This is a genomic window from Streptomyces sp. CB01249 (genome assembly GCF_001905735.1).
In the GTDB taxonomy this organism is placed as follows: domain Bacteria; phylum Actinomycetota; class Actinomycetes; order Streptomycetales; family Streptomycetaceae; genus Streptomyces.
The window spans coordinates 1,155,630-1,177,446 of sequence record NZ_LISW01000002.1 but is presented as its reverse complement, the minus strand read 5'-3'; the positions used below and the strand labels follow the sequence as shown (position 1 = coordinate 1,177,446).

The window sequence follows — 21,817 nt, the reverse complement described above, 5'->3', positions numbered from 1 at the left end:
GGCGGTACTCCCCGAACGGGTTGATTCGATGTCTGTCGATACAAGCTTGCGTCGTGGATTGAAGGACGTCAATATAGAAGCATGTCGAAACAAGAGCTCGTGGTGATCGGCCAGGACGGTGCCGAGGGATGCTGCCCGGCGCTGCTGACCGCCCCGCTGGACGAGGACCAGGCCGCCGACCTGGCGAAGGTGTTCAAGGCGCTGGGTGATCCGGTGCGGCTGCGCCTGCTGTCGATGATCGCGTCCCGCGCGGGCGGGGAGGTCTGCGTCTGCGATCTGACGCCTGCCTTCGACCTGTCGCAGCCGACGATCTCCCATCACCTGAAGCTGCTGAAGCAGGCCGGGCTCATCGACTCCGAGCGGCGCGGGACCTGGGTGTACTACCGCCTGCTGCCCGCGATGACGGACCGGCTCGCCGCGATCCTCACCCGCCCCGCCGGACCCGTCTCGTGACGACGGACGCCGCTGCCGCACCGGCACCGGTCGCCGGACGGCTGGCGTTCCTCGACCGCTTCCTCGCCGTGTGGATTCTGCTCGCGATGGCGGCCGGGCTCGGCCTGGGGCGTCTCGTGCCCGGTCTCGGGGACGCGCTGGCCGGGGTGACCGTCACCGGCGTCTCGCTGCCGATCGCGCTGGGCCTGCTCGTGATGATGTACCCGGTGCTGGCCAAGGTCCGCTACGACCGCCTCGACACCGTCACCCGCGACCGCCCGCTGCTCCTGACGTCTCTGGTCCTCAACTGGGTTGTCGGTCCGGCGCTGATGTTCGCGCTCGCCTGGATCTTCCTGCCGGACCTGCCCGAGTACCGCACCGGCCTGATCATCGTCGGGCTCGCCCGCTGCATCGCCATGGTCGTCATCTGGAACGATCTCGCCTGCGGCGACCGCGAGGCCGCCGCCGTCCTGGTCGCCCTGAACTCGCTCTTCCAGGTGCTCGCCTTCGCCGCACTGGGCTGGTTCTACCTGTCCGTGCTGCCCGGTCGACTGGGCCTTGAGCAGACCGCGCTGGACGTCTCCGTGTGGGAGATCGCCCGCTCGGTCCTGATCTTCCTCGGCATCCCCCTGCTGGCCGGTTTCCTCACCCGGCGTCTCGGCGAGAAGGCCCGGGGGCGCACCTGGTACGAGACGAAGCTGATCCCCCGGATCGGCCCGGTCGCCCTGTACGGGCTGCTGTTCACCATCGTCGTGCTCTTCGCCCTCCAGGGCGACGCCATCACCTCCCGCCCCCTGGACGTCGCCCGGATCGCGCTGCCGCTGCTGGCGTACTTCGCGCTCATGTGGGCCGGGTCCATGGCCGTCGGCCGTGCCGTGGGGCTGGACTACCCGAGGACGACGACGCTGGCGTTCACCGCGGCCGGCAACAACTTCGAGCTCGCCATCGCCGTCGCCATCGCCACCTTCGGCGCCACCAGCGGCCAGGCCCTCGCCGGAGTCGTCGGCCCCCTCATCGAGGTCCCCGTCCTGATCGGCCTCGTCCACGTCGCCCTCGCCGCCCGCCGCCACTTCCCCGCCTCCCCGGAAGGCTCCGCCCATGCCTGAACCCAAGCCGTCCGTGCTGTTCGTGTGCGTCCACAACGCGGGCCGCTCGCAGATGGCCGCCGCCTTCCTGACCCATCTCTCCGAAGGCCGCGTCGAGGTCCGCTCCGCCGGGTCCGCCCCCGCGGCCTCGGTGAACCCGGCCGCCGTCCGGGCCATGGCGGAAGTCGGCATCGACCTCTCCGCCGAGACCCCGAAAGTGCTGACCGTCGAAGCGGTACAGGCATCGGACGTGGTGATCACCATGGGGTGCGGAGACGCCTGCCCCGTCTTCCCCGGCAAGAAGTACCTCGACTGGTCACTCGAAGATCCCGCCGGTCACGGGATCGAGGCCGTCCGGCCGATCCGCGACCGCATCGAGCGGCACGTCCGTGACCTCCTCGCCGAGCTCCGGCCCCGCTGAGCGGATCAACGGACCCGTCCGAAACGAAAGCGTGTGCAAGGCTTCGCACGCAACGCCGAAATCCCCGCTCGCACCAGGTCCGCAGCGCGTACGCTGCGTCAGCGTACGCACACGCCTGGTGGACAGTACGTAGCCCCCGCCTCGACCATGACACCGAGTCAGAAGCGGTACGACGGGGTGCGGCGGCGCGAAAGGTGGCCACGATGGCCTACGGGAACACGGACGGCGTTACGGGATCTGCGGGCGGTACGGAGCCGGAGGCTTCGGACAGTCTGCGCACCTTCGGCGCGGTCGTCCATGCCCTACGCGAACACGCGGGCCTGAGCCGCGAGCAGTTCGGCAAACTGGTCGGCTATTCAAGGCACACGATCGCCTCCATCGAGCAGGGCCGCCGGTGGCCGGAGCGCGGCTTCGTGGAGAGCGCGGAACCGGTCCTCGGCAACACGGGTGCCCTGCGCAAGGCCGCGCCCTACCTCACCCGGCAGGCCGGGCTGGCGAACTGGTTCGTGCAGTGGGCGCGCCTCGAATCGACGGCGATCAGCGTCTACACGTATGAATGCCGGGTGATCCCTGGCCTGTTGCAGACAGAGGCGTACGCCCGTGCCATCTCGCTCGCCGTGCCGCCGCTCCCGGACCCGGAGGAGTTGGAGCAGCGGATCACGGCACGCATGGCCCGTCAGGAGATTCTTTCCGTCAACCGGAAGCCGCCGACCGCGTTCAGCTTCATCGTGGAGCAGTCGGTCCTGGAGCGGCACACGGGTGGGGACGATGTCACGCGTGAACTCCTGGACCACCTGATCGAGTTGATCGAGGGAAATTGGAACGTCGAGTTTCAGATCATGCCTACGCGGCGGGTCTCGCATGCGGGGACCGATGGGCCCATCGTGCTGGCGGAGACTCCTGAGCACCGGTGGTTCGCCTACTCGGAGGGACAGAAGAACGGACGGCTCATCTCCGACCCCAAGGAGATCAGCGTGCTCCAGCAGCGGTATGCGAAACTGCGCTCGCAGGCTCTGACGCCCGAGGACTCGCTGAGCCTGCTGAAGCGAATGCGAGGAGCGCTATGAGCACGTCCGGCCTGGCCTGGTTCAAGAGCAGCTACAGCGGCTCGGAGGGAGACAACTGCGTCGAGGTGGCGATGGACTGGCACAAGTCCAGCTACAGCGGCTCCCAGGGGGACGCTTGCGTCGAGGTCGCCACCTGCCCCACCGCCGTCCACGTCCGTGACTCCAAGGACCAGCACAGCCCCGAACTCGCCCTCTCCCCCACGACGTGGAACGAGTTCATCGCGTACGCCGCCCAGAACTGAGCCACACACCGTGCCCCGCACCGGACAACTCCGTTGCGGGGCACAGTCGTACGCGGCGGCTCACCCCACCGGCAGCCCCGGCGCCGGGTACGCGTCCATCAGTTCCTTCACCTCCGCGCGCACCTTCCCGATCGTGTCCTCATCACCCGTGATCACGCGGTCGATCCACCCCGCGATCCTGGCCATCTCCGAGACCGGGATGCCCCGCGATGTCAGCGCGGGCGTGCCGAGGCGGATGCCCGACGGGTCGAACGGCTTGCGCGGGTCGTACGGGACCGCGTTGTAGTTGGCGACGATGCCCGCGCGGTCCAGGGCCTTGGCCGCGGGCTTGCCGGGGATGTTCTTGGCGGTGAGGTCCACCAGCAGCAGGTGGTTGTCGGTGCCGCCGGAGACCAGGTCGAAGCCTCGGGCCGCCAGCTCCTCGCCCAGCGCGCGGGCGTTGGCCACCACCGCGTGGGCGTACGCGCGGAAGTCCGGGGTGGCCGCCTCCTTCAGGGCTACGCCGATCGCGGCCGTGGTCTGGTTGTGCGGGCCGCCCTGGAGGCCGGGGAAAACGGCGCGGTCCAGGGCGCGGGCGTGCTCGGCGCGGCTGAGGAGCATCGCGCCGCGCGGGCCGCGCAGGGTCTTGTGGGTGGTCGTGGAGACGACGTCCACGTGCGGCGCGGGCGAGGGGTGGGCGCCGCCCGCGACCAGGCCCGCGATGTGCGCGATGTCGGCGACGAGGACCGCGCCGACCTCGCGGGCGATCTCCGCGAAGCCCGCGAAGTCGATCTCGCGGGGCACGGCGGTGCCGCCGCAGAAGATGAGCTTCGGCCGCTCGGCGAGGGCCAGATCGCGGACCTCGTCCAGATCGACACGGCCGGTGTCGCGGCGGACGCCGTACTGGACGCCGTTGAACCAGGTGCCCGTGGCGGAGACGCCCCAGCCGTGCGTGAGGTGGCCGCCCATGGGCAGGGCCATGCCGAGCACGGTGTCGCCGGGCTTGAGGAAGGCCAGGTAGACGGCGAGGTTGGCCGGGGAGCCGGAGTACGGCTGGACGTTGGCGTGGTCCATGGCGAAGAGGGCCCGGGCGCGGTCGGCGGTCAGGGTCTCGACCTGGTCGATGACCTGCTGGCCCTCGTAGTAGCGCTTGCCGGGGTAGCCCTCGGAGTACTTGTTCTGGAGCACGGTGCCGGACGCTTCGAGCACCGCTGCGGAGACGTAGTTCTCGCTGGGGATCAGGCGCAGGGTGTCCGCCTGGAGCCGCTCCTCGGCGGCCACGAGGGCGGCGAGTTCGGGGTCTGCCTCCGCCAGGGCGGGGTGGCGGGGCTGTGCGGGTACGGACGCGGTCACGGGTTCCTCCCGGGTCGGACGCATCGCTGCGGCGTGGACCCGGATGCCCAGGCGGACGGCTCTCCGGCATGACGCCCCCGGGCACGCCCGGGGTGTGCCGCTCCCTCGTGGTCGATTCCACTGAGCACCCCGCGAGGAGTGCGCGCCAGTCGCGGCCCTCCGCACCTTACCGGGCGGCGGGGCGGGGTGCGCGGCGGCAGGTGAACCGACCCGCTTGCCACGGCACTTGGCCGAGTCTTGGGGAATGCATGCCCCCTGCATGAAGGGTTACTCGCCAGAGTGGCGCATTACATGTGCACTTCATTCGGCACATGCTCCGTACGCGAGACCCATATCGCAGGGGGTTGTTGTTTTGATATTCAGCCGCGCCGGACGACGCGCCGGGCTGAGCATGGCAGTGACACTGCCGTTGCTCGCCGGGGCGCTCGCCCTCGGGATGCCCGACGCCAGTGCCGATGCCGGGCACGGGGGCCGGGACGCGTTGCAGGGCACCAAACCGGCCTGGGCGACCGCCTCGGCCGACCAGGGGGCCGCTTCCGACAGCACGAAGGTGGCCGTCCGGGTGCACCTGGCGGGCCGGGACGCGAAGGGGCTCGCCGCCTACGCCGCCGCCGTGTCGGACCCGGACTCGTCCTCGTACGGGAAGTTCCTGAGCCCCGCGCAGGCGCAGGCCCGGTTCGGGGCCACGCCGGAGCAGATCGAGCGGGTCAGTCAGTGGCTGAAGGCCGGTGGGCTGACCGTCACCGGGGCGAACCAGCACTACGTCTCGGCCACCGGTGACGTCGCCGCCGCCGAGAAGGCGTTCTCCACCCAGCTGCGCAACTACCGCAAGGGCGGCCGCACTTACCGAGCCCCGTCCAGCACCGCCTCGGTCCCCGCCGGGCTGGGCGACGCCGTGCTCGCCGTGTCCGGCCTGGACAACGCCCCGCACACCGCCCGCCACGACGACGTGCTGCCGCCGCCGGACGCGGTGTTCCGCAACTCCGGTCCGTTCTCCTCGTACTTCGGGTCGAAGACGGCCTCCTCGCTGCCGAAGGCGTACGGGTCGAAGGCGCCGTACGCCATCAAGGGCTACACCGGCAAGCAGCTGCGCGCCGCGTACGGGGCCGGGAGCTACACCGGCAAGGGCGTGACCGTCGCCATCACCGACGCGTACGCCTCGCCGACCATCGCGAAGGACGCCGCCGAGTACGCGAAGCGCAACGGCGACGCCCCTTACAAGCACGGCCAGTTGAGCCAGGTGCTGCCCAAGGAGTACACGAAGACCGAGGAGTGCGGCGCCTCCGGCTGGTACGGCGAGGAGACCCTCGACGTCGAGGCCGTGCACGCGGTCGCGCCCGCCGCCGACATCGTGTACGTGGGCGGCGCGTCCTGCTACGACAACGACCTGCTCGACTCGCTGAACAAGGTCGTCGACCACCACCTCGCGGACATCGTCTCCAACTCCTGGGGCGATGTGGAGGCCAACCAGACGCCGGACCTGGCGCTCGCCTACGACCACGTGTTCCAGATGGGCGCGATCGAGGGCATCGGCTTCTACTTCTCCTCCGGCGACGCGGGCGACAACGTCGACTCGACCGGTACCAAGCAGATCGACGTCCCGTCCAACTCGGCCTGGGTGACCTCGGTCGGCGGCACCGCGCTCGCGGTCGGCAAGCACGACAAGTACCTCTGGGAGACAGGCTGGGGCACGCTCAACGCCCCGCTGGCGGCGGACGGCCGCAGCTGGGAAGGGTTCCCCGGCGCCTACACCTCGGGCGCGGGCGGCGGCACCAGCTCCACCGTGAAGCAGCCGTTCTACCAGCGCGGGATCGTGCCCGACTCGCTGGCGCGGGCGAACGGGAAGACCCGGATGCGCACGGCGCCGGACATCGCGGCCGTCGCGGACCCGAACACCGGCTTCCTGGTCGGGCAGACCCAGACCCTGCCCGACGGTTCGCTGGGCTACGACGAGTACCGCATCGGCGGCACCTCGCTGGCGGCCCCGGTCATCGCGGGCATCCAGGCGCTGGCGCAGCAGGCCCAGCACGGGCGGCCGATCGGGTTCGCCAACCCGGCGATCTACGCCCGGTACCACTCGAAGGCGTACCACGACGTGACCGACCACCCGCTCGGCGCACACCGTGACCTGGCGGTCGTCCGGGTGGACTACGTCAACGGCGTCGACGCGGCGGACGGTCTGCGGACCACCGTGCGCAGCCTGGGCAAGGACGCCTCGCTGGCGGCCGTGCGCGGCTACGACGACGTGACCGGCGTCGGCACCCCGGCCGCCGGTTATGTGAGCTCCTACCGCCGGCGCTGACCGACCGGCGCTGGGACGAGGCGTGGGGCCGGCCACCGATCGCGGTGGACCGGCCCCATGTCCATGCGTCCGGGCAGGCTCAGGCCGAGGCGCGTTTGCGGGACGCGGTGCTCTTCGAGCCCGTCTTCTTCGCCGTCGTCTTCTTGGCGGCCGTCTTCTTCGCGGTGCTCTTGGTGGCCGTCTTCTTGGCCGCCTGCTTGCCCGTACCGCTCGACGTGGACTTCTTGCCGCCGCTGGACTTCGGGGAGGAGGCGGACTTCTTGGCGGCGCCGCCCGACGGCTTGCGGTCGGCGAGGTGCGTCACGTCCGCCACCGAGTCCTCCCCCTCCTCGCCCCGGGCCTCCTTCGCGGCCTTGACGCTGCTCTCCAGGGCCGCGAGCAGGTCGATGACCTTGCCGCCCCCCTTCGCGCCCTTCTCGGGCTGCTCCGGCGCCTCGCCCGACGCCTTCGCGGCGATCAGCTCCTCGACCGCCTCGCGGTAGTCGTCGTGCAGCGAGTCCATGTCGACCTCGCCGAGGGTGTCCATCAGGGCGTCCGCGAGGTCCAGCTCCGCGTCCCGGACGGTCACGTCGGACTCCGGGGCGACGCCCTCGGGGGCCCGGATCTCGTCCGGCCAGAGCAGCCCGTGCATGGCGATCACGTCGTCCACGACCCGGAGCATGCCCAGGCGCTCGCGCCCGCGCAGCGCGTACTTGGCGAGGGCCACCTTCCGGCTCCGCTTCAGGGCCTCGCGCAGCAGGGTGTACGGCTTCGCCGCCGGGACCCCGTTGGCCGAGAGGTAGTAGGCCGCGTCCATCTGGAGCGGGTCGATCGCGTCGGCCGGGACGAAGGCCACGATCTCGATGGTCTTCGCGGTGGGCAGCGGCAGCCGGCTCAGATCCTCGTCGGTGATCGGGATCATGGTGCCGTCGGCGTCCTCGTACGCCTTGCCGATCTCGGCGGACGGCACCTCCTCCCCGTCCAGCTCGCACACCTTGCGGTAGCGGATGCGCCCGCCGTCCTCGACGTGGACCTGCCGGAACGAGATCGAGTGGTTCTCGGTGGCGTTGACCAGCTTGATCGGGATGCTGACCAGCCCGAAGGAGATGGCGCCGTTCCAGATGGATCTCACCGGTTCACCCCTTGTATCCGGAGATACGGAGAAAGCTGCGTTCTGCGTGTGATTCTTATCGTATGACGCCGATCACCGACGTGGAGGGGCGACGGCTGTCCCTGAGCAATCTGGACAAGGTGCTGTATCCGGCCACCGGCACCACGAAGGGCGAGGTGCTGCACTACTACGCGGCCACGGCGGCCGGGGTGCTGCTCGCGCATCTGCGGGACCGGCCGGTGTCCTTCCTGCGCTATCCGGACGGGCCGGAGGGCCAGCTGTTCTTCACCAAGAACCCGCCGCCCGGTACTCCGTCCTGGGTACGCCGGGCCCCCGTGCCGCACCGCGAGAGCGAGCCGTCCGAGCAGGTGGTCGTGGAGGATCTGGCCTCGCTGATGTGGGCGGCCAACCTGGTGGTGGAGTTCCACACCCCGCAGTGGCGGGCCGGGACCCCGGCGGTGGCCGACCGGCTGGTGTTCGACCTGGACCCGGGGCCGCCCGCTACGGTGGTCGAGTGCTGCCGGGTCGCGCTGTGGCTGCGGGAGCGGCTGGCCGAGGACGGCCTGACGGCGTACGGGAAGACCTCGGGCGCCAAGGGCCTGCACCTGCTGGTCCCGGTCGTCCCCACGGACTCGGCGGCGGTGTCGGCGTACGCGAAGGGCCTCGCCGTCCGCGCGGAGCAGGAGCTCGCGGACCTGGTGGTGCACCGGATGCGGAAGGCGCTGCGCCCGGGCAAGGTCTTCGTCGACTTCAGCCAGAACGCCGCCGCGAAGACCACCGCCACGCCCTACACCCTGCGCGCCCGCGCCGAGCCCGCCGTCTCGGCGCCGGTCACCTGGGCGGAGATCGAGGGCTGCCGCTCCCCCGGCGATCTGGTGTTCCTGGCGGACGACATGGCGGCACGGCTCGACCGGCACGGCGATCTGCTCGCCCCGCTCTGCGATCCGGACCAGGGACGACGGCTTCCGGACTGATCGGACGGACCCGCCCCGTCCATACCGTAAGTACGCGACTCTTGTCATGTCACAGGGCAAATGCGCGCCGGAGATGGTCGGATCGTCCGAGCGGTGGTGCACACTCTGCGCAGACACTGCGTGTGTGACGTCGGCGGGGAGGCGATGGCGTGTTCGCGGGGATCGAAGAGGTCGACTGGGCCTCGATGAGACATGCCTACGGACCGGCGGACGACGTGCCGGGGCTGTTACGGGGGCTGGCCTCCGCCGATCCGGCGGAGCGGGAACGGGCGCTGGACGGGATGTACGGGGCGGTGCACCACCAGGGCGAGGTCTATCCGTGCACGCTCGCCTGCATCCCGTTCCTCTTCGAGCTGGTCGCCGACCCCTGGGTGCCGGACCGGGGCGACGTGGTCGAGCTGCTGACCAGCATCGGCGGCATCGACCTCGGCTCGGACGACGAGGAGGAGATCGACGAGGACGAGGCGGAGGGCGCCGCGAACTACGCGATGGCCGCGGCGGCCGTCTCCGCCGGTGCCGAGGTCTTCTTCGGGCTGCTGGCCGACGAGGACCCGGGCGTACGGCTGAGCGCCCCGCTCGCGCTGGCCGCCCTGCACGACGACCCGGCCAGGGTGCTGGCCCTGCTGCGGGCGCGGCTGGCGGCGGAGCGGGACGAGGAGGTGCGGCTCGCCCTGGTCGAGGCGGCGGGGCGACTCGCCCTGCGCCACCGGCCGCTGGCGGGCCCGGTCGCCGACTGGTTCGCCCGGCTCGTGGGCGACCCCGGCCCGCCGGGGCTGCGGCTCGCGGCCCTGGCCCAGCTGGCGCGCTGCGCCCCGCACGCGCTGCCGGGCGATGTGGTGCCCGTGGTGACGGGCCTGCTGGGGCAGCTGCGCACCTCGGCCTCGGGCCCCGGCGGACCCCGGGCGCGCCCCGTCGAGCCGCCGGGCCAGGGCGCCGAGGCGGCCCCGCTGACCCTGCGGGGCCAGCTGCGGGCGCTGTCCGCCGAGGAGACGGCGGGACGGGCCGCGCCGTGGACCGCCGATCTGCTGCGCACGCTGCACGCCGGGCTCGACGACCGGGTCGCCGAGCGGGTGGCGCTCCTGGCCGACCAGCTGCGCAGCCCCGACCCCTGGCAGCGCGTCGACGCCGTCCGCATGAGCGACCGGCTCATAGGCGGCCGCCGGGGTTCGTACGCGGAGCTGGTGCGGCTGGTGGGCGAGCAGCTGGCCGCGCCCGAGCCGAGGCTCGCCGAGTCCGCCGCGCGGCTGCTGGCGGGGCTGTCCGGGCTGGCCGCCCCGGCGGCGGACGCGCTGGCGGAGCGGGTCGCGGCGGACCCCGCGGCCTGGGTGCGGACCCGGCCGGACGGGCGGACCCAGCTGGGGTGCGCGGCGACGGCCCTGGCCCGGCTGGGCGACCCGCGCGTCCTGCCCGCGCTGACGGCGGCCCTCGGCCATCCCCTGGTGCCGTCCGAGCTGGGGACCGCGGTCGCCCGCCTGGGCGAGGCGGCCCTGCCGCTGGCCGGTGCGCTGCGGCAGCGGCTGGGCGAGGCGGTGCTCGACGAGCGGGCGTACGACCGGGTGGGCCCGGTGCTGGTCGCGCTCACCGCGCTCCGGGCGGGGGCGGCGGCCCCGGAGGTGCTGCGGGTGCTGCGCGGGGCCCCGGATTCCGGGGGCGAGCGGCTGCGTACGGCGGCGCTGCGGGCCCTCGCCGCCTTCGGGCCCGCCGCGGGCTGCGCCGTACCCGAACTGCGCGCCCTGGTGCGGCGGACCGGCACGGTGGAGGCGGCGGAGGCGGCCGGGGCGCTGTGGGCGGTGGAGGGGGACGCCGACGCGGTGCTGCCCGCGCTGATCGCGGGGCTGGCGGCCTGGGACGTGGAGGCGCGGCGGGCGGCGGTGGGCACGGTGGGACGCCTCGGCTGGCGGGCGGCGGCGGGCGCGCCCCGGCTGCGGGAGCTGCTGTACGACGGGAACGTGTGGCTGCGGGTGGACGCGGCGATCGCGCTGTGGGAGGTTTCCGGTCGTGCCGAGGAGTCCGTCCCGGTGCTGCTGACCGCCTGGGAGCAGAACCACCGGGTCCGGGTCCGGGTCGCGGAATGCCTGGCGCGGACGGGACCCGTTGGTGCAGGGTCGGACGCGGCGCGTGTGCTGCTCGCCGAACTCACCTCCGTACGCCGTCACAACGCGCCGGAAGGCGACTGCGGCAGCCACGACACGTACACCGACGAAAAGCTGCTGGCGCTCTGCCGCCGGGCGCTCCCGGGGAACACGGGGAAGGAACCGACATGATCATTTTCGGCACGCGAGGCTATCTGTACCAGCTGGCGATCCTCACGCTGGTCTGCGGCTGGTGCGGGAACCCGGCGGCGCACACGCTGCGCAAGCGGGTCACGAAGTTCACGCTGTTCTTCGTGCCGCTGTTCCCGATCTCGACCTCGTACGCCACGCAGTGCACGTTCTGCGGCGGTGAGCAGCGGATACCCAAGGACCAGGCCGAGCAGCTGCTGGCCCAGCAGATGGCCTCGCAGGGCGGCAACCCGTACGGCCAGGCGCCGCAGCAGGGTTACGCGCCGGGCGCCTCGGGGCCTTTGGGGCAGGGGCAGAACCCGTACCAGCAGTAGGCGGCGCCACCCTGACCGGGTATCAGCACCAAATACACATATGAGACTTCCTTCCGAATAGGGTCGGCGGGGTCGGCCCGTCCGCCCGCCCGGGAACGGAGGAAGTCATGCGTCTGCGGCTGCCCGCCCTGGCGACCCTGGGCATCGTGCTGCTGACCGGCTGCGGCAGCGGCGGGGAGCTGCGGAGCGCCGGGCGGACGCCGCCCGCGAACGGCCCGGTGCGGCTGTGGCCGTCCCTCCCGCCCGCGTCCGCCGCCCCCTACGACTACGGCGAGGGCGAGACCGCGCGCATCCCCGGCATCCGGGTCACCGGCGGCGACGTGCGACGGCTCGACCCGGTGGCGGTGGTGCGGGCGGGCCTGAAGGTGCCGCCCGAGCGGGCCGGGGAGGGCGGCGAGCTGCCCGCCGGGACGGTGAAGCTGGTCGAGAACTGCCGGTCCGCGCCCCGGACCTGCCCGGTGCTGCCGCCGTACTTCCGGGACCTCACGGGCGACGGCCGGGACGAGATGGTCCTCGCGGTCCGGATGCCCGGCCGCCAGCTGTCCGTCCGGGTCTACATGCCGGAGTCCGGCGGGCTGACCCGGATCATGTCCACGTCGGACGCGGTCATCAGCGTCCAGCTGGCCGGGCGCGACCTCATCATGCGGGCGCCGTCGGCGATCACGGGGTACGAGTACCGCACCGCCTGGTCCTGGGACGGGCGGCAGCGCGCGATGCTGCCGACGCAGGACGAGATCCTGCGCACCCGGGACCGCGGGCGGCGGACGCCGGTGCCGCGCCCCTCCGCCCCGCGCACGCCCAGGCCCACGGCCTCCCTGTCGGCGGAGCGCCGGTGAGCCGCCGGGCGGAGGCGCCGAGGCGGCGCCCGCGGCCGCGGCTTCCGGCCTGGACGGCGACGCTGACCTGGAAGGCCGCGGTCTTCATCACCGTGATGTGCTGCGTGCTCGCCGCGCTCCTCGGCGTCCTGGTGCACACCGCGGTCACCCGTCAGACCGTGGGCCACGCCCGCGAGAAGTCCCTCGCCCGGCTGGCGGAGGTGTCGCGCGCCTACGAGGCGGGCGAGGCGCTGCCGCCGCGTTCCGGGGTCGATCCGCCGGGCCTGCCGGGGCCGTTGCGGGTGCTGGCGGCGGGCGGGCGGCGCGGGACCATGACCGGCCGGCTCGTCGGGCGGCCGGTGATGTGGGCGGCGGCCCCGGCGGACGGCGGGCACGCGCTGGCGGCCTGGACCGACTACAGCCAGAGCGCCCGCACCATCAACGGCCTGGACGGGGCGATCATCGGCTCCTCGGTGCTGGCGATCGGCGCCACGCTGCTGGTCGGCGCCTTCGCGGTCACCCGGGTCACCCGGCGGCTGCACCAGACCGCGCGGGTGGCCCGGCGGATCGGCGCGGGCGACCTGGACGCCCGGGTCGGCGACCCGCGCACGGCGGACCCGTCGCGTCGGCAGGACGAGGTCGCCGTCGTCGCCGGGGCGCTGGACACCATGGCCTCGGCGCTCCAGCGCAAGCTCCAGGCGGAACAGCGGTTCACCGCGGACGTGGCGCACGAGCTGCGGACCCCGCTGACGGGCCTGTCGGCCGCCGCCGAACTGCTGCCGCCGGGCCGCCCGTCGGAGCTGGTGCAGGACCGGGCCCGGGCCCTGCGCGCCCTGACCGAGGACCTGCTGGAGATCTCGCGCCTGGACGCCCGCACCGAGCACGTGGACCTGGCCGTCCACGAACTGCCCCCGCTCGCCGCCCGCGTGGCGCAGGGCACGGACACCCGGGTCGAGGTCGTCGGGGAGCCGGTGCGCGTCGAGACGGACCGGCGGCGCCTGGAACGCGTCCTGGGCAACCTGATCAGCAACGCCCACCGGCACGGCCGGCCGCCCGTGGTGCTCACCGTCGACGGGCCCGCGGTGACCGTGCGGGACCACGGAGACGGCTTCCCGGAGTACCTGACATCGGGCGGCCCGCAGCGCTTCCGCACCGAGGGCGGCGGCAAGGGGCACGGCCTCGGGCTGACCATCGCGGCCGGCCAGGCCGAGGTGATGGGCGCGGCGCTCACCTTCGGGAACGCGCCGGACGGCGGCGCGGTGGCCCGGCTGACGCTGCCCCGGTACGAGGGGCCGGACAGCGAGGAGCGGCGCGAGGAGCCATGAGCCGCCCCGCACGCGTCGCGACATAACCGACATAACACCCGCGTCTTGCTACGTTGCGGGGCATGACCGCATCGACGGCGGACGCACCCCCGCCCGAGCTGCGCCTGCCCCGGCGGCGCGGCGTGGAACTCTCGCTCCTCATCGGGGCCGTCCTCATCTCCGTCTGCGGCTACGCCGCGGTCGGGCTCGCCCACGACGACGCGGTCCCGCCCGATGTCGCGGGGTACGGCGGCGGGCTCGGGCTGCTGGCGCTGCTCGCGCATCTCGCGGTACGGCTCCGCGCCCCGTACGCCGATCCGCTGCTGCTGCCGATCGCCGTCCTGCTCAACGGGATCGGCCTGGTGCTGATCTACCGGCTGGACCTGGAGACCCCGGGCGACCGGGCGGCGACGACCCAGCTGATCTGGTCCACGATCGGCGTCGCGTTCTTCATCGCGGTCGTGGTGTTCCTGCGCGACCACCGGCTCCTCCAGCGGTACGCGTACGTGTCGGTGGCCGCCGCGCTGGTCCTGATGATCGTGCCGATCTTCTTCCCGGCGGTGAACGGGGCGAAGATCTGGATCCGGGTCGGCGGCTTCTCCTTCCAGCCCGGCGAGTTCGCCAAGATCCTGCTCGCGGTGTTCTTCGCCGCCTACCTCGCGGCGAACAGCAACGCCCTCGCGTACACCGGCCGCACGGTCTGGAAGTTCCAGCTGCCCACCGGACGGGTGCTCGGCCCGATCGTGGCGATCTGGCTGCTCAGCGTCGGCGTGCTGGTCCTGGAACGCGACCTGGGCACCTCGCTGCTGTTCTTCGGGCTCTTCGTGATCCTGCTGTACGTGGCGACCGGGCGCCGGGGCTGGATCGCGGTGGGGCTGCTCCTCGCGGCGGTCGGCGCGTTCGTCGTCGGCTCGTTCGAACCGCATGTGCACAGCAGGGTGCAGGACTGGCTCGATCCGTTCGCCTCGATCGACGCCGGACGCGGTCCCGGCCAGCTGGCCCAGTCGCTGTTCGCCTTCGCGGCCGGGGGGATGCTCGGTACGGGGCTGGGGCTCGGGCACTCCGTGCTCATCGGCTTCGCCGCCAAGTCGGACTTCATCCTGGCGACGGCGGGCGAGGAGCTGGGGTACGCCGGGCTGACCGCGCTCTTCCTGCTGTACGCGTTGCTGGTGGCCCGGGGGTTCCGGGCGGGGCTCTCGCTGCGCGACGCGTTCGGGCGGCTGCTCTCGATCGGGCTCGCCTCGATCCTGGCGCTCCAGGTCTTCGTGATCGCGGGCGGGGTGATGGGGCTGATCCCGCTGACCGGGATGGCGATGCCGTTCCTGGCGCAGGGCGGTTCGTCCGTGGTCACCAACTGGATCATCGTGGCGCTGCTGATCCGGGTCAGCGATCTCGCCCGCAGACCGGCGCCGGACGAGGTGGAGACGGGTGTGGTGGCGTCGGTCCCGGCGGGCCCGTCGCAGTCCCCGGCCGGGGAGGACGAGCGGTGATCCGCTACATCCGGCACGCCGCCGCGTTCTGTCTGCTGCTGCTCGTCGCGCTGCTGGCCAACGCCGCCCGGGTCCAGGTCTTCGAGGCCGACTCGCTGGACGACAACCCGGCCAACCGCCGCAACACCATCGCCCGTTACGACCAGCCGCGCGGCAACATCCTGGCCGACGGGCGGCCCGTGACCGGCTCGAAGGACACCGGCGAGCAGCTGGCGTACGAACGGACCTACCGCTACGGACCGCTGTACGCCCCGGTGACCGGCTACGCCTCGCAGACGTACGGCACCACCCTCATCGAGAACGCCGAGGACGGGATCCTCGCCGGCACCGACCCGCTGCTCGCCCCGCTCCCCCTGTGGGGCGAGGTGAGCCGGACCCAGCAGCCGGGCGGGGACGTCGTGACCACGGTCCGGGACGCGATGCAGCGTGCCGCGTACGAGGGGCTGGGCAACCGGCGGGGCGCGGTCGCCGCCGTCGAACCGTCGACCGGGCGCATCCTGGCCCTGGTCTCCACGCCCTCGTACGACCCCGGGCGGCTGTCCGGGACCGGCGCGTCCGTCACGGGCGCCTGGCGGGACCTGAACGACGCGGAGAGCCGCCCCATGCTCAACCGGGCGATCCGGCAGACCTATCCGCCGGGCTCCACCTTCAAGATCGTGACGGCGGCGGCCGCACTGGACGCGGAGGTCGTCACCGATCCGGACGAGGAGACCGACACGCCGTCCCCGTACGTCCTGCCGGGCACCTCGACCGTGCTGCCCAACGAGTCGCGCGGCTGCGAGAAGGCGTCCCTCGCGGACGCGATCCGGGTCTCCTGCAACACCGTCATGGCGCATCTCGGGGTGCAGGTCGGGCTCGACGGGATGGTGGACGCGGCCGAGCGGTTCGGCTTCAACGACACCGGGCTGAGGATCCCGTCCGGGGTCGCGAAGAGCAACTTCGACACGGAAATGAGCGACGACCAGCTGGCGCAGTCCTCGATCGGCCAGTTCGACACCACGGCGACCCCGCTCCAGATGGCGATGGTCGCGGCGGCCGTCGCCAACGGCGGGGAGCTGATGTACCCGCACCTGGTGGAGCGGACGACCAAGCACGACGGGGCCACGGTCCGCACCACGGGGTCGAAGTCGTACCACCGGGCGATGAACCCGATGACGGCGACGCAGCTGCGGCAGATGATGGTCGACGTCGTCCAGGACGGTACGGGCGGGAACGCGGCGATCGACGGGGCGACCGTCGGCGGCAAGACCGGCACCGCCCAGCACGGCGTCGACAACTCGGACCTGCCGTACGCCTGGTTCATCTCCTGGGCGCAGGCGGACGGCGCGGCCCGCCCGGCGGTCGCGGTCGCCGTCGTCGTGGAGGACGCCGAGGCCGACCGCGCCGACATCAGCGGCGGCGGCAGCGCGGCCCCGATCGCCCGTGCCGTGATGGAGGCGGCCCTGGAAGACTGAGCCCATGGCCGATTCCGGGGAACTGCGCGCGGTGCTGGCCTCGATCGACCGCGAGGACCCCGGGCTGTGCGCGTTCCTCGACGTCCGGCCCGAGGACGCGCTCGCCCGGCTGCCCGCCGCGTCCCGGCTCCCGCTGGCCGGGCTCCCCTTCGCGGTGAAGGGCCCCACCGGTCTCCGCTCCTACGCGGCGCGGCGGCTGATCGCGGCGGGCGGGGTCCCGGTCGGCTCGACCTCCGTGCCCGGTCCGGGGACGCACTGGCAGACGTGGGGCCTCGGCAGGCACGGCCGTACGGTCAACCCCTGGCGCCCGGACCGGACTCCGGGCGGTTCATCGGCGGGCTCGGCGGCGGCGGTCGCGGCGGGCCTGGTGCCGCTGGCGACGGGCAGCGACGGGGCGGGGTCGGTGCGCATTCCGGCGGCCTGGTGCGGGGTGTTCGGCCTGAAGACGACGAACGGGCTGCTGCCCTCGCCGGACCGGTCGGGGCTCGCGTCGGCCGGGGTGCTGGCGGCGTCGGCGGCCGAGGCGGAGACGTATCTGCGCTGCGTGCTGGACGGGTACGCGGATGTTCCGCCGGAGCTGCCGCTGTCCGCCGCCTACAGCCCGGACCTGGGCTTCGCGGAGACCGAGCCGGAGGTGGCGGCGGTGGTGCGGGGCGCGGTGCGGCGCCTTGAGGCGGCCGGGGTCGTGCGGCTCGGCGGAGGCCTCGATCTGCTGGACCCGGCGGCCGCCTGGCTGGCGGTGCGCGGCGGGGACGCGGGCCCGCCGGAGGCGGAGGTGCGCGCGGAGAACGATCGCCGCCTGGACGCCTTCTTCGCCCGGACGCCCCTGCTCCTGACCCCGGTCACGCCCAACCGCCCGCACGGCCACGAGGGTCCGGGCGACACCTTCTCGACCGCGCTGACCTGGGCGTTCAACCTGAGCGGCCATCCGGCGGCGAGCGTGCCCGCCGGATTCACCGGGGACGGCTGTCCGGTGGGGCTCCAACTCGTCGCCGCCCGGGGACGGGACGCAGAACTGCTGGGCGCGGCGGGGGCGGTGGAGCGGGCGCTGTGGGGTCCGGGCGCACCGTTCGCACACGTACGCGGACTTCGTGGATGAGTACGTGTACTCAGGGCGGCCGGCGGCCGGGACGGCAGCCTGGATCCCGACAGCCACCCCCTGAAGGAGTGCCACTATGCGTACAGCCGGCCGCCCCCGTTCCCTGCGGACCACCGCCGCCCTCACCGTCGGCAGCGCGGTGTTCGCGCTGCTCACGTCCGCCTGCTCGACGGCGGACGCGGTCTGCTCCGGCGGCGAGTACCCGGTGCTGTACGTCGGCAGCACGGGCGGCGCGTGCGTGAAGGACGGCGAGGAGCCGCCCAAGGGGTACGCCCGCTACCCCGAGGGCAAGGTCCCGAAGCATGTGGACGACAAGTGGTGGACGTACTGGAACGAGCACAGCCTCGACAAGGACGGGAACATCATCGAGGTCTCGCAGTAGCGTCCGGTCAGCCTGCCGCCCCTGAACCGATCGGCTCGCGCATCTCCTTGCGCACCTGGGCCGCCTGACGGGCCGCCTCGGCGAGGTCCACCTCGTCGGGGTCCTGGAGCGCGGTCTCCTCGGTGACGACGGCGACGAAGGAGGCGGTGTTGTCGTCGCCCCAGGCACACATGGGCAGGGTGCTGGTGACGCCCCCGTCGTCGGAGCGGACGACCTCGCAGGCGACGGTGATCCCGTAGCCCGCGGGCGTGAACTCCCGCGGGGGCACGGCCACGGTCATCCCCTCGGCCTCGGCGGCACCCTTGAGGATCGTGTCGCGGGAGAACTCGGGCTTCTTGATGCGGCCCCACATCCCGGACACGATCAGCGTCCCGCCGTCCTCCGACGCGTACTGCGTGACCACGGCCTTGGGGTCGCGGATGGTCGGGTCGTACGTCTCCTCGATGTCCTTGCCGTCCGTCGCCGAGGTGTCCGCCTGGAGGGTGTAGTCGCCCTCCAGCAGCGTCTTCGGCACGGTCAGCTTGTACTCGGCCGCCGGGAACCCACTGGACACCGGCAGCTTGTCGTCGGCCTTGTCGCCCAGCTGTACGACGCCGAAGACGACGCCGCCGGCGACCAGGAGCGCCCCGGCGACGGCCGCCACGATCACCCCGGGCCGGGTCCGCCGGGCGGGCGGCGGGAATCCGGGTCCGCCGGGCGGAGCTCCCCACGGCTGGGGCGCGGCGGCCTGCGGGGCTCCCCACGGCTGCTGCTGGGCGTACGGATTCGGCTGGGGCTGCGGCGGGCCGTAGGGGCCCTGGGGTGCGCCGTAAGGGTCCTGCGGGGGCGGGGGCATGCTCATGCCGCACAAGCTACGGCATGCGCGCGCGACGCCTTCCGGGGCCTGCCCGGCCGGGGGCCGGAGGCGTCGTCGTGCGATTCTCGGGCCATGAACGACCACCGCCCCGTCTCCGTGGAATGCCCGCCGCCCGGCTCGCTGAGCGCCGTGCCCGGCCTGGCCGCGCTGCTCACCGACTACCACCTGTGCACCGAGGCGGAGAAGGGCGCGCCCGTCCCCGACGCGTCCGGGCTGCCGGATCGCTACCGGCGGGAGACGGAGGACCCGGACCGCGCGTTCGCGGATGCCACCGTGCTCGTCGCCCGGGACGGCGGTGCGGCGGTGGGCTGTGTCGTGGTCACCGGCCCGGTCGACGGGGCTGCGGAGATCAAGCGGCTCTGGACGGCCCCCGCCGCGCGCGGCCGGGGCGTCGCCTCCGCGCTGCTCGGCGCGGCGCTGGAGCAGGCCGGGCACGCAGGCGCCCGCACCGTGCGGCTCTCGGTCTGGCACTGGCGCACCGGGGCCGTCGCACTCTACGAACGCCTCGGTTTCACCGTCGTACCGTCATGGGACGAGCGCGCGGACCTCGTCCGCATGGAGCGGCCGCCCGCGTAGGTCACCGTCCCGCCGCCGCGTCGATCGCTGCGGCGGGGTACGGGGTGCGCCTGCTCTCCTTCAGAAGGCCGTGGTGGAAGGCGTCCAGGGCGAGGGCGGCCGGGGCGTGGCGGTCCAGGAGGGCGGCGGCTTCGGGGGGTACGGCGGCGGGGCGGGTGCCGTCGAGCCAGGCCCGGAGGAAGGCGGCGTCGTACACCTCGTCGGACAGGTGGTGGCGCAGCAGGTCGCCCGCGACGTAGTGGCGGTCGTACGTGCGGTGGGCGGCCAGGAACGCGGACTCCTCGGCGGAGAGTTCGAAGGCGGTGCTCAGCGCGAGGCCGAAGTCGGCGAAGCGGATCGACCGGCCGTCGGTGAGGACGTTGCGGAAGTGGGCGTCGAAGTGGACGAACCCCCGCGCGCTCATGAAGTCCGCGCCGCGCGTCAGGTCCGCGTCGATCCGGGCGTACGGTGGCGCCTCGCCGCCCCGCGCGGCGGCGGCGCGGCGGTCGGCCAGCCAGGCCCCCAGGGTGTGCGGCACGTGTTCCAGGAAGAGGACCAGGCTCGCGGTGGACCGGCCGATGGCCTCCAGCCTGGCGCGTACGGCGGGGTGGCCCTCCCAGTGGGCCACGGCGCCCTCGATGCCGCCGAGCGCGTCCATGTAGCCCTGCGGCGGGGTGTCGGGCAGGACCCGCCAGTGGTACATCAGCGGGAAGTCCGGGTGGGCGCCGTCGAGCACCCAGCGCGTGGTGAGGATGTGCGCGGCCAGTTCCCGCCAGGCGCCGAATCCGGCCGAGCCGATCCCGTACTGGTAGAACAGCGGCAGCCCGAAGAGGTTGGCGGTGGACCGCACGTGTTCCGGGCGGAGTTCGAGGTCGGTGAGCGGCACCCGCTTCACGAAGACGCGGGTGCCGTCGACGTCCAGCTCCGCCGCCCGGCCGCCCAGACCGGAGCTCAGCGGGGTGGCCGCGGCGACCTCCCGGCCGAGGCGGCGGTCGCTCAGCAGGGCGAGCCGGGTGGCCACCGCCGCGTAACCGGCCGCGCGGCCGCCGTCATCCTTCCGCCCCATCCACCCCGCCCTGTGCGATCGCCTCGGCCACTTCCGCCACCCGCGCCCGTTCCTCCTCCTCGAAGCGCTCCTTGTCGAGCTGTTCGGCGATCTCCTCGTCCTGGGCCATGAGCAGGTCGAGGCTGGAGTCGCCGAGTTCGAGGACGCCCATGTCGACGTAGGCCTTCTGGAGCCGTTCGCCCCACAGGCCGATGTCCTTGACGCACGGGACGATGCGGCTGAACAGCAGCTTACGGAAGAGCTGGAGGAATTCGGAGTGCTCCGAGAGCTCCTTCGCCTCCTGCTTGCCGACGCCGAAGTTCTCCAGGACCTCGACCCCGCTGAGCCGGTCGCGCATCAGGTAGCAGCCCTCGATGACGAACTCCTCGCGCTCGCGCCGTTCCGCATCGCTGAGCTGCTTGTAGTAGTCCCGCAGCGCCATCCGCCCGAAGGCCACGTGACGGGCCTCGTCCTGCATCACGTACGCCAGGATCTGCTTGGGCAGCGGCCGGGTCGTGGTGTCGCGGATCATGCCGAACGCGGCCAGGGCCAGGCCCTCGATGAGGACCTGCATGCCGAGGTAGGGCATGTCCCAGCGGGAGTCGCGCAGGGTGTCGCCGAGCAGGCCCTGCAGGCTGTTGTTGACCGGGTAGAGCATCCCGATCTTCTCGTGCAGGAACCGGCCGTATATCTCCGCGTGCCGGGCCTCGTCCATCGCCTGGGTCGCGGAGTAGAACTTGGCGTCCAGGTCGGGGACGGCCTCCACGATGCGGGCGGCGCAGATCATCGCGCCCTGCTCGCCGTGCAGGAACTGGCTGAACTGCCAGGAGGTGTAGTGCTGCCGCAGCTCGCCCCGGTCCTTCTCGGTCATCCGCGCCCAGTGCGGGGTGCCGTACAGGGTCAGGGCCTCGTCGGGGGTGCCGAGCGGGTCGGCGGGGTCGACCTCAAGGCTCCAGTCGATGCGCTTGTTGCCGTCCCACTGCTTGTCCTTGCCCTTCTGGTACAGGGCGAGGAGGCGTTCGCGGCCGTCGTCGTAGTCCCAGCTGAAGCGGGCGGCGCCGGTGGCGGGCACGGTCCAGAGCGGTTCCTCGGGGGCGGTGGTGTAGAGGTCGTGGGTCGACACGGACGGCTCCTTCGCCTCGCGACTGCCGGGAAGTCGGCGGGCTCCCCGCTCAGTTGGCAGGTTCACACGTTGGTAGACGCGCGGTCAACAAGTCGCGCACAAGGGATTGACGGCCTTGCTGACAAGCAGTCTCATAGGGGGTGACCGTCGGTA

The 21,817-nt window shown here is 72.8% G+C and carries 21 protein-coding genes; 16 read left to right on the top strand and 5 right to left on the bottom strand.

Annotated features, from left to right (window positions below; genetic code table 11):
* Window positions 1-81 precede the first annotated feature (81 nt).
* The 5 genes from AMK18_RS13830 to AMK18_RS13810 all read left to right on the top strand — a co-directional run bounded on the left by AMK18_RS13830 (window position 82) and on the right by AMK18_RS13810 (window position 3,247).
* On the top strand, window positions 82-453 hold the full coding sequence (locus AMK18_RS13830) for an ArsR/SmtB family transcription factor (protein ID WP_073863009.1): 372 nt from the start codon (window positions 82-84) through the stop codon (window positions 451-453).
* Complete coding sequence (gene arsB, locus AMK18_RS13825; RefSeq protein WP_073863008.1) at window positions 450-1,538, top strand: ACR3 family arsenite efflux transporter; 1,089 nt, start codon at window positions 450-452, stop codon at window positions 1,536-1,538. Before AMK18_RS13830 ends, arsB begins: the two co-directional genes overlap by 4 nt.
* Complete coding sequence (locus tag AMK18_RS13820; RefSeq protein WP_073863007.1) at window positions 1,531-1,938, top strand: arsenate reductase ArsC; 408 nt, start codon at window positions 1,531-1,533, stop codon at window positions 1,936-1,938. Before arsB ends, AMK18_RS13820 begins: the two co-directional genes overlap by 8 nt.
* Before the next feature lie 203 nt (window positions 1,939-2,141).
* Window positions 2,142-3,005: a helix-turn-helix domain-containing protein gene (locus AMK18_RS13815; RefSeq protein WP_073863006.1), complete on the top strand. Its 864-nt coding sequence runs from the start codon at window positions 2,142-2,144 to the stop codon at window positions 3,003-3,005.
* Window positions 3,002-3,247, top strand: coding sequence for a DUF397 domain-containing protein (locus AMK18_RS13810; RefSeq protein ID WP_073863005.1), 246 nt, complete (start codon window positions 3,002-3,004; stop codon window positions 3,245-3,247). Before AMK18_RS13815 ends, AMK18_RS13810 begins: the two co-directional genes overlap by 4 nt.
* 60 nt (window positions 3,248-3,307) lie before the next feature.
* Here AMK18_RS13810 and glyA read toward each other — a convergent pair whose 3' ends face one another.
* Window positions 3,308-4,579: a serine hydroxymethyltransferase gene (gene glyA / locus AMK18_RS13805; RefSeq protein ID WP_073863004.1), complete on the bottom strand. Its 1,272-nt coding sequence runs from the start codon at window positions 4,577-4,579 to the stop codon at window positions 3,308-3,310.
* A gap of 391 nt (window positions 4,580-4,970) precedes the next feature.
* Here glyA and AMK18_RS13800 point away from each other — a divergent pair, with 391 nt between their 5' ends.
* Entirely contained in the window at window positions 4,971-6,881 is a 1,911-nt protein-coding gene (locus AMK18_RS13800; protein ID WP_073863003.1) for a S53 family peptidase, read from the top strand.
* 79 nt (window positions 6,882-6,960) lie between these two features.
* On the opposite strand, the gene ku is transcribed toward AMK18_RS13800, so the two are convergent.
* Window positions 6,961-7,992 (bottom strand): non-homologous end joining protein Ku, encoded by a 1,032-nt coding sequence (gene ku / locus AMK18_RS13795; protein WP_073863002.1) that lies wholly within the window; start codon window positions 7,990-7,992, stop codon window positions 6,961-6,963.
* Between the two features lie 62 nt (window positions 7,993-8,054).
* Between ku and ligD the strand changes: the two genes are divergently transcribed.
* From ligD to AMK18_RS13750, 9 genes are all read left to right on the top strand, one after another.
* Window positions 8,055-8,945, top strand: a complete 891-nt coding sequence (gene ligD, locus AMK18_RS13790; RefSeq protein WP_018102660.1) for a non-homologous end-joining DNA ligase — start codon at window positions 8,055-8,057, stop codon at window positions 8,943-8,945.
* Window positions 8,946-9,094: 149 nt separating this feature from the next.
* Entirely contained in the window at window positions 9,095-11,209 is a 2,115-nt protein-coding gene (locus AMK18_RS13785) for a PBS lyase (RefSeq protein WP_073863001.1), read from the top strand.
* On the top strand, window positions 11,206-11,541 hold the full coding sequence (locus AMK18_RS13780) for a zinc-ribbon domain-containing protein (protein WP_073863000.1): 336 nt from the start codon (window positions 11,206-11,208) through the stop codon (window positions 11,539-11,541). Before AMK18_RS13785 ends, AMK18_RS13780 begins: the two co-directional genes overlap by 4 nt.
* Before the next feature lie 107 nt (window positions 11,542-11,648).
* Entirely contained in the window at window positions 11,649-12,377 is a 729-nt protein-coding gene (locus AMK18_RS13775; protein WP_018102663.1) for a hypothetical protein, read from the top strand.
* A complete protein-coding gene (locus AMK18_RS13770; RefSeq protein ID WP_073862999.1) occupies window positions 12,374-13,681 on the top strand; it encodes a sensor histidine kinase in 1,308 nt (435 codons plus the stop codon). The genes AMK18_RS13775 and AMK18_RS13770 overlap by 4 nt, the downstream gene beginning before the upstream one ends.
* Window positions 13,682-13,743: 62 nt before the next feature.
* Window positions 13,744-15,150 (top strand): FtsW/RodA/SpoVE family cell cycle protein, encoded by a 1,407-nt coding sequence (locus tag AMK18_RS13765; protein ID WP_018102665.1) that lies wholly within the window; start codon window positions 13,744-13,746, stop codon window positions 15,148-15,150.
* Complete coding sequence (locus AMK18_RS13760; RefSeq protein WP_073862998.1) at window positions 15,147-16,604, top strand: penicillin-binding transpeptidase domain-containing protein; 1,458 nt, start codon at window positions 15,147-15,149, stop codon at window positions 16,602-16,604. Before AMK18_RS13765 ends, AMK18_RS13760 begins: the two co-directional genes overlap by 4 nt.
* 4 nt (window positions 16,605-16,608) lie before the next feature.
* Entirely contained in the window at window positions 16,609-17,703 is a 1,095-nt protein-coding gene (locus tag AMK18_RS13755; protein ID WP_073862997.1) for an amidase family protein, read from the top strand.
* Between the two features lie 76 nt (window positions 17,704-17,779).
* Window positions 17,780-18,085, top strand: coding sequence for an SCO0607 family lipoprotein (locus tag AMK18_RS13750; RefSeq protein ID WP_073862996.1), 306 nt, complete (start codon window positions 17,780-17,782; stop codon window positions 18,083-18,085).
* Window positions 18,086-18,092: 7 nt separating this feature from the next.
* Here the strand turns inward: AMK18_RS13750 and AMK18_RS13745 are convergent, their stop codons facing one another.
* The gene (locus AMK18_RS13745) at window positions 18,093-18,926 is read right to left on the bottom strand and encodes a hypothetical protein (RefSeq protein WP_026171464.1); all 834 of its coding nucleotides are present in this window, start codon (window positions 18,924-18,926) and stop codon (window positions 18,093-18,095) included.
* Window positions 18,927-19,013: 87 nt separating this feature from the next.
* Here AMK18_RS13745 and AMK18_RS13740 point away from each other — a divergent pair, with 87 nt between their 5' ends.
* Window positions 19,014-19,517, top strand: a complete 504-nt coding sequence (locus AMK18_RS13740; protein ID WP_073862995.1) for a GNAT family N-acetyltransferase — start codon at window positions 19,014-19,016, stop codon at window positions 19,515-19,517.
* Window position 19,518: 1 nt separating this feature from the next.
* Here the strand turns inward: AMK18_RS13740 and AMK18_RS13735 are convergent, their stop codons facing one another.
* A complete protein-coding gene (locus AMK18_RS13735; protein WP_073862994.1) occupies window positions 19,519-20,562 on the bottom strand; it encodes a protein kinase in 1,044 nt (347 codons plus the stop codon).
* Window positions 20,546-21,664 (bottom strand): ferritin-like domain-containing protein, encoded by a 1,119-nt coding sequence (locus AMK18_RS13730; protein WP_073862993.1) that lies wholly within the window; start codon window positions 21,662-21,664, stop codon window positions 20,546-20,548. Before AMK18_RS13730 ends, AMK18_RS13735 begins: the two co-directional genes overlap by 17 nt.
* Between the last annotated feature and the right edge of the window lie 153 nt (window positions 21,665-21,817).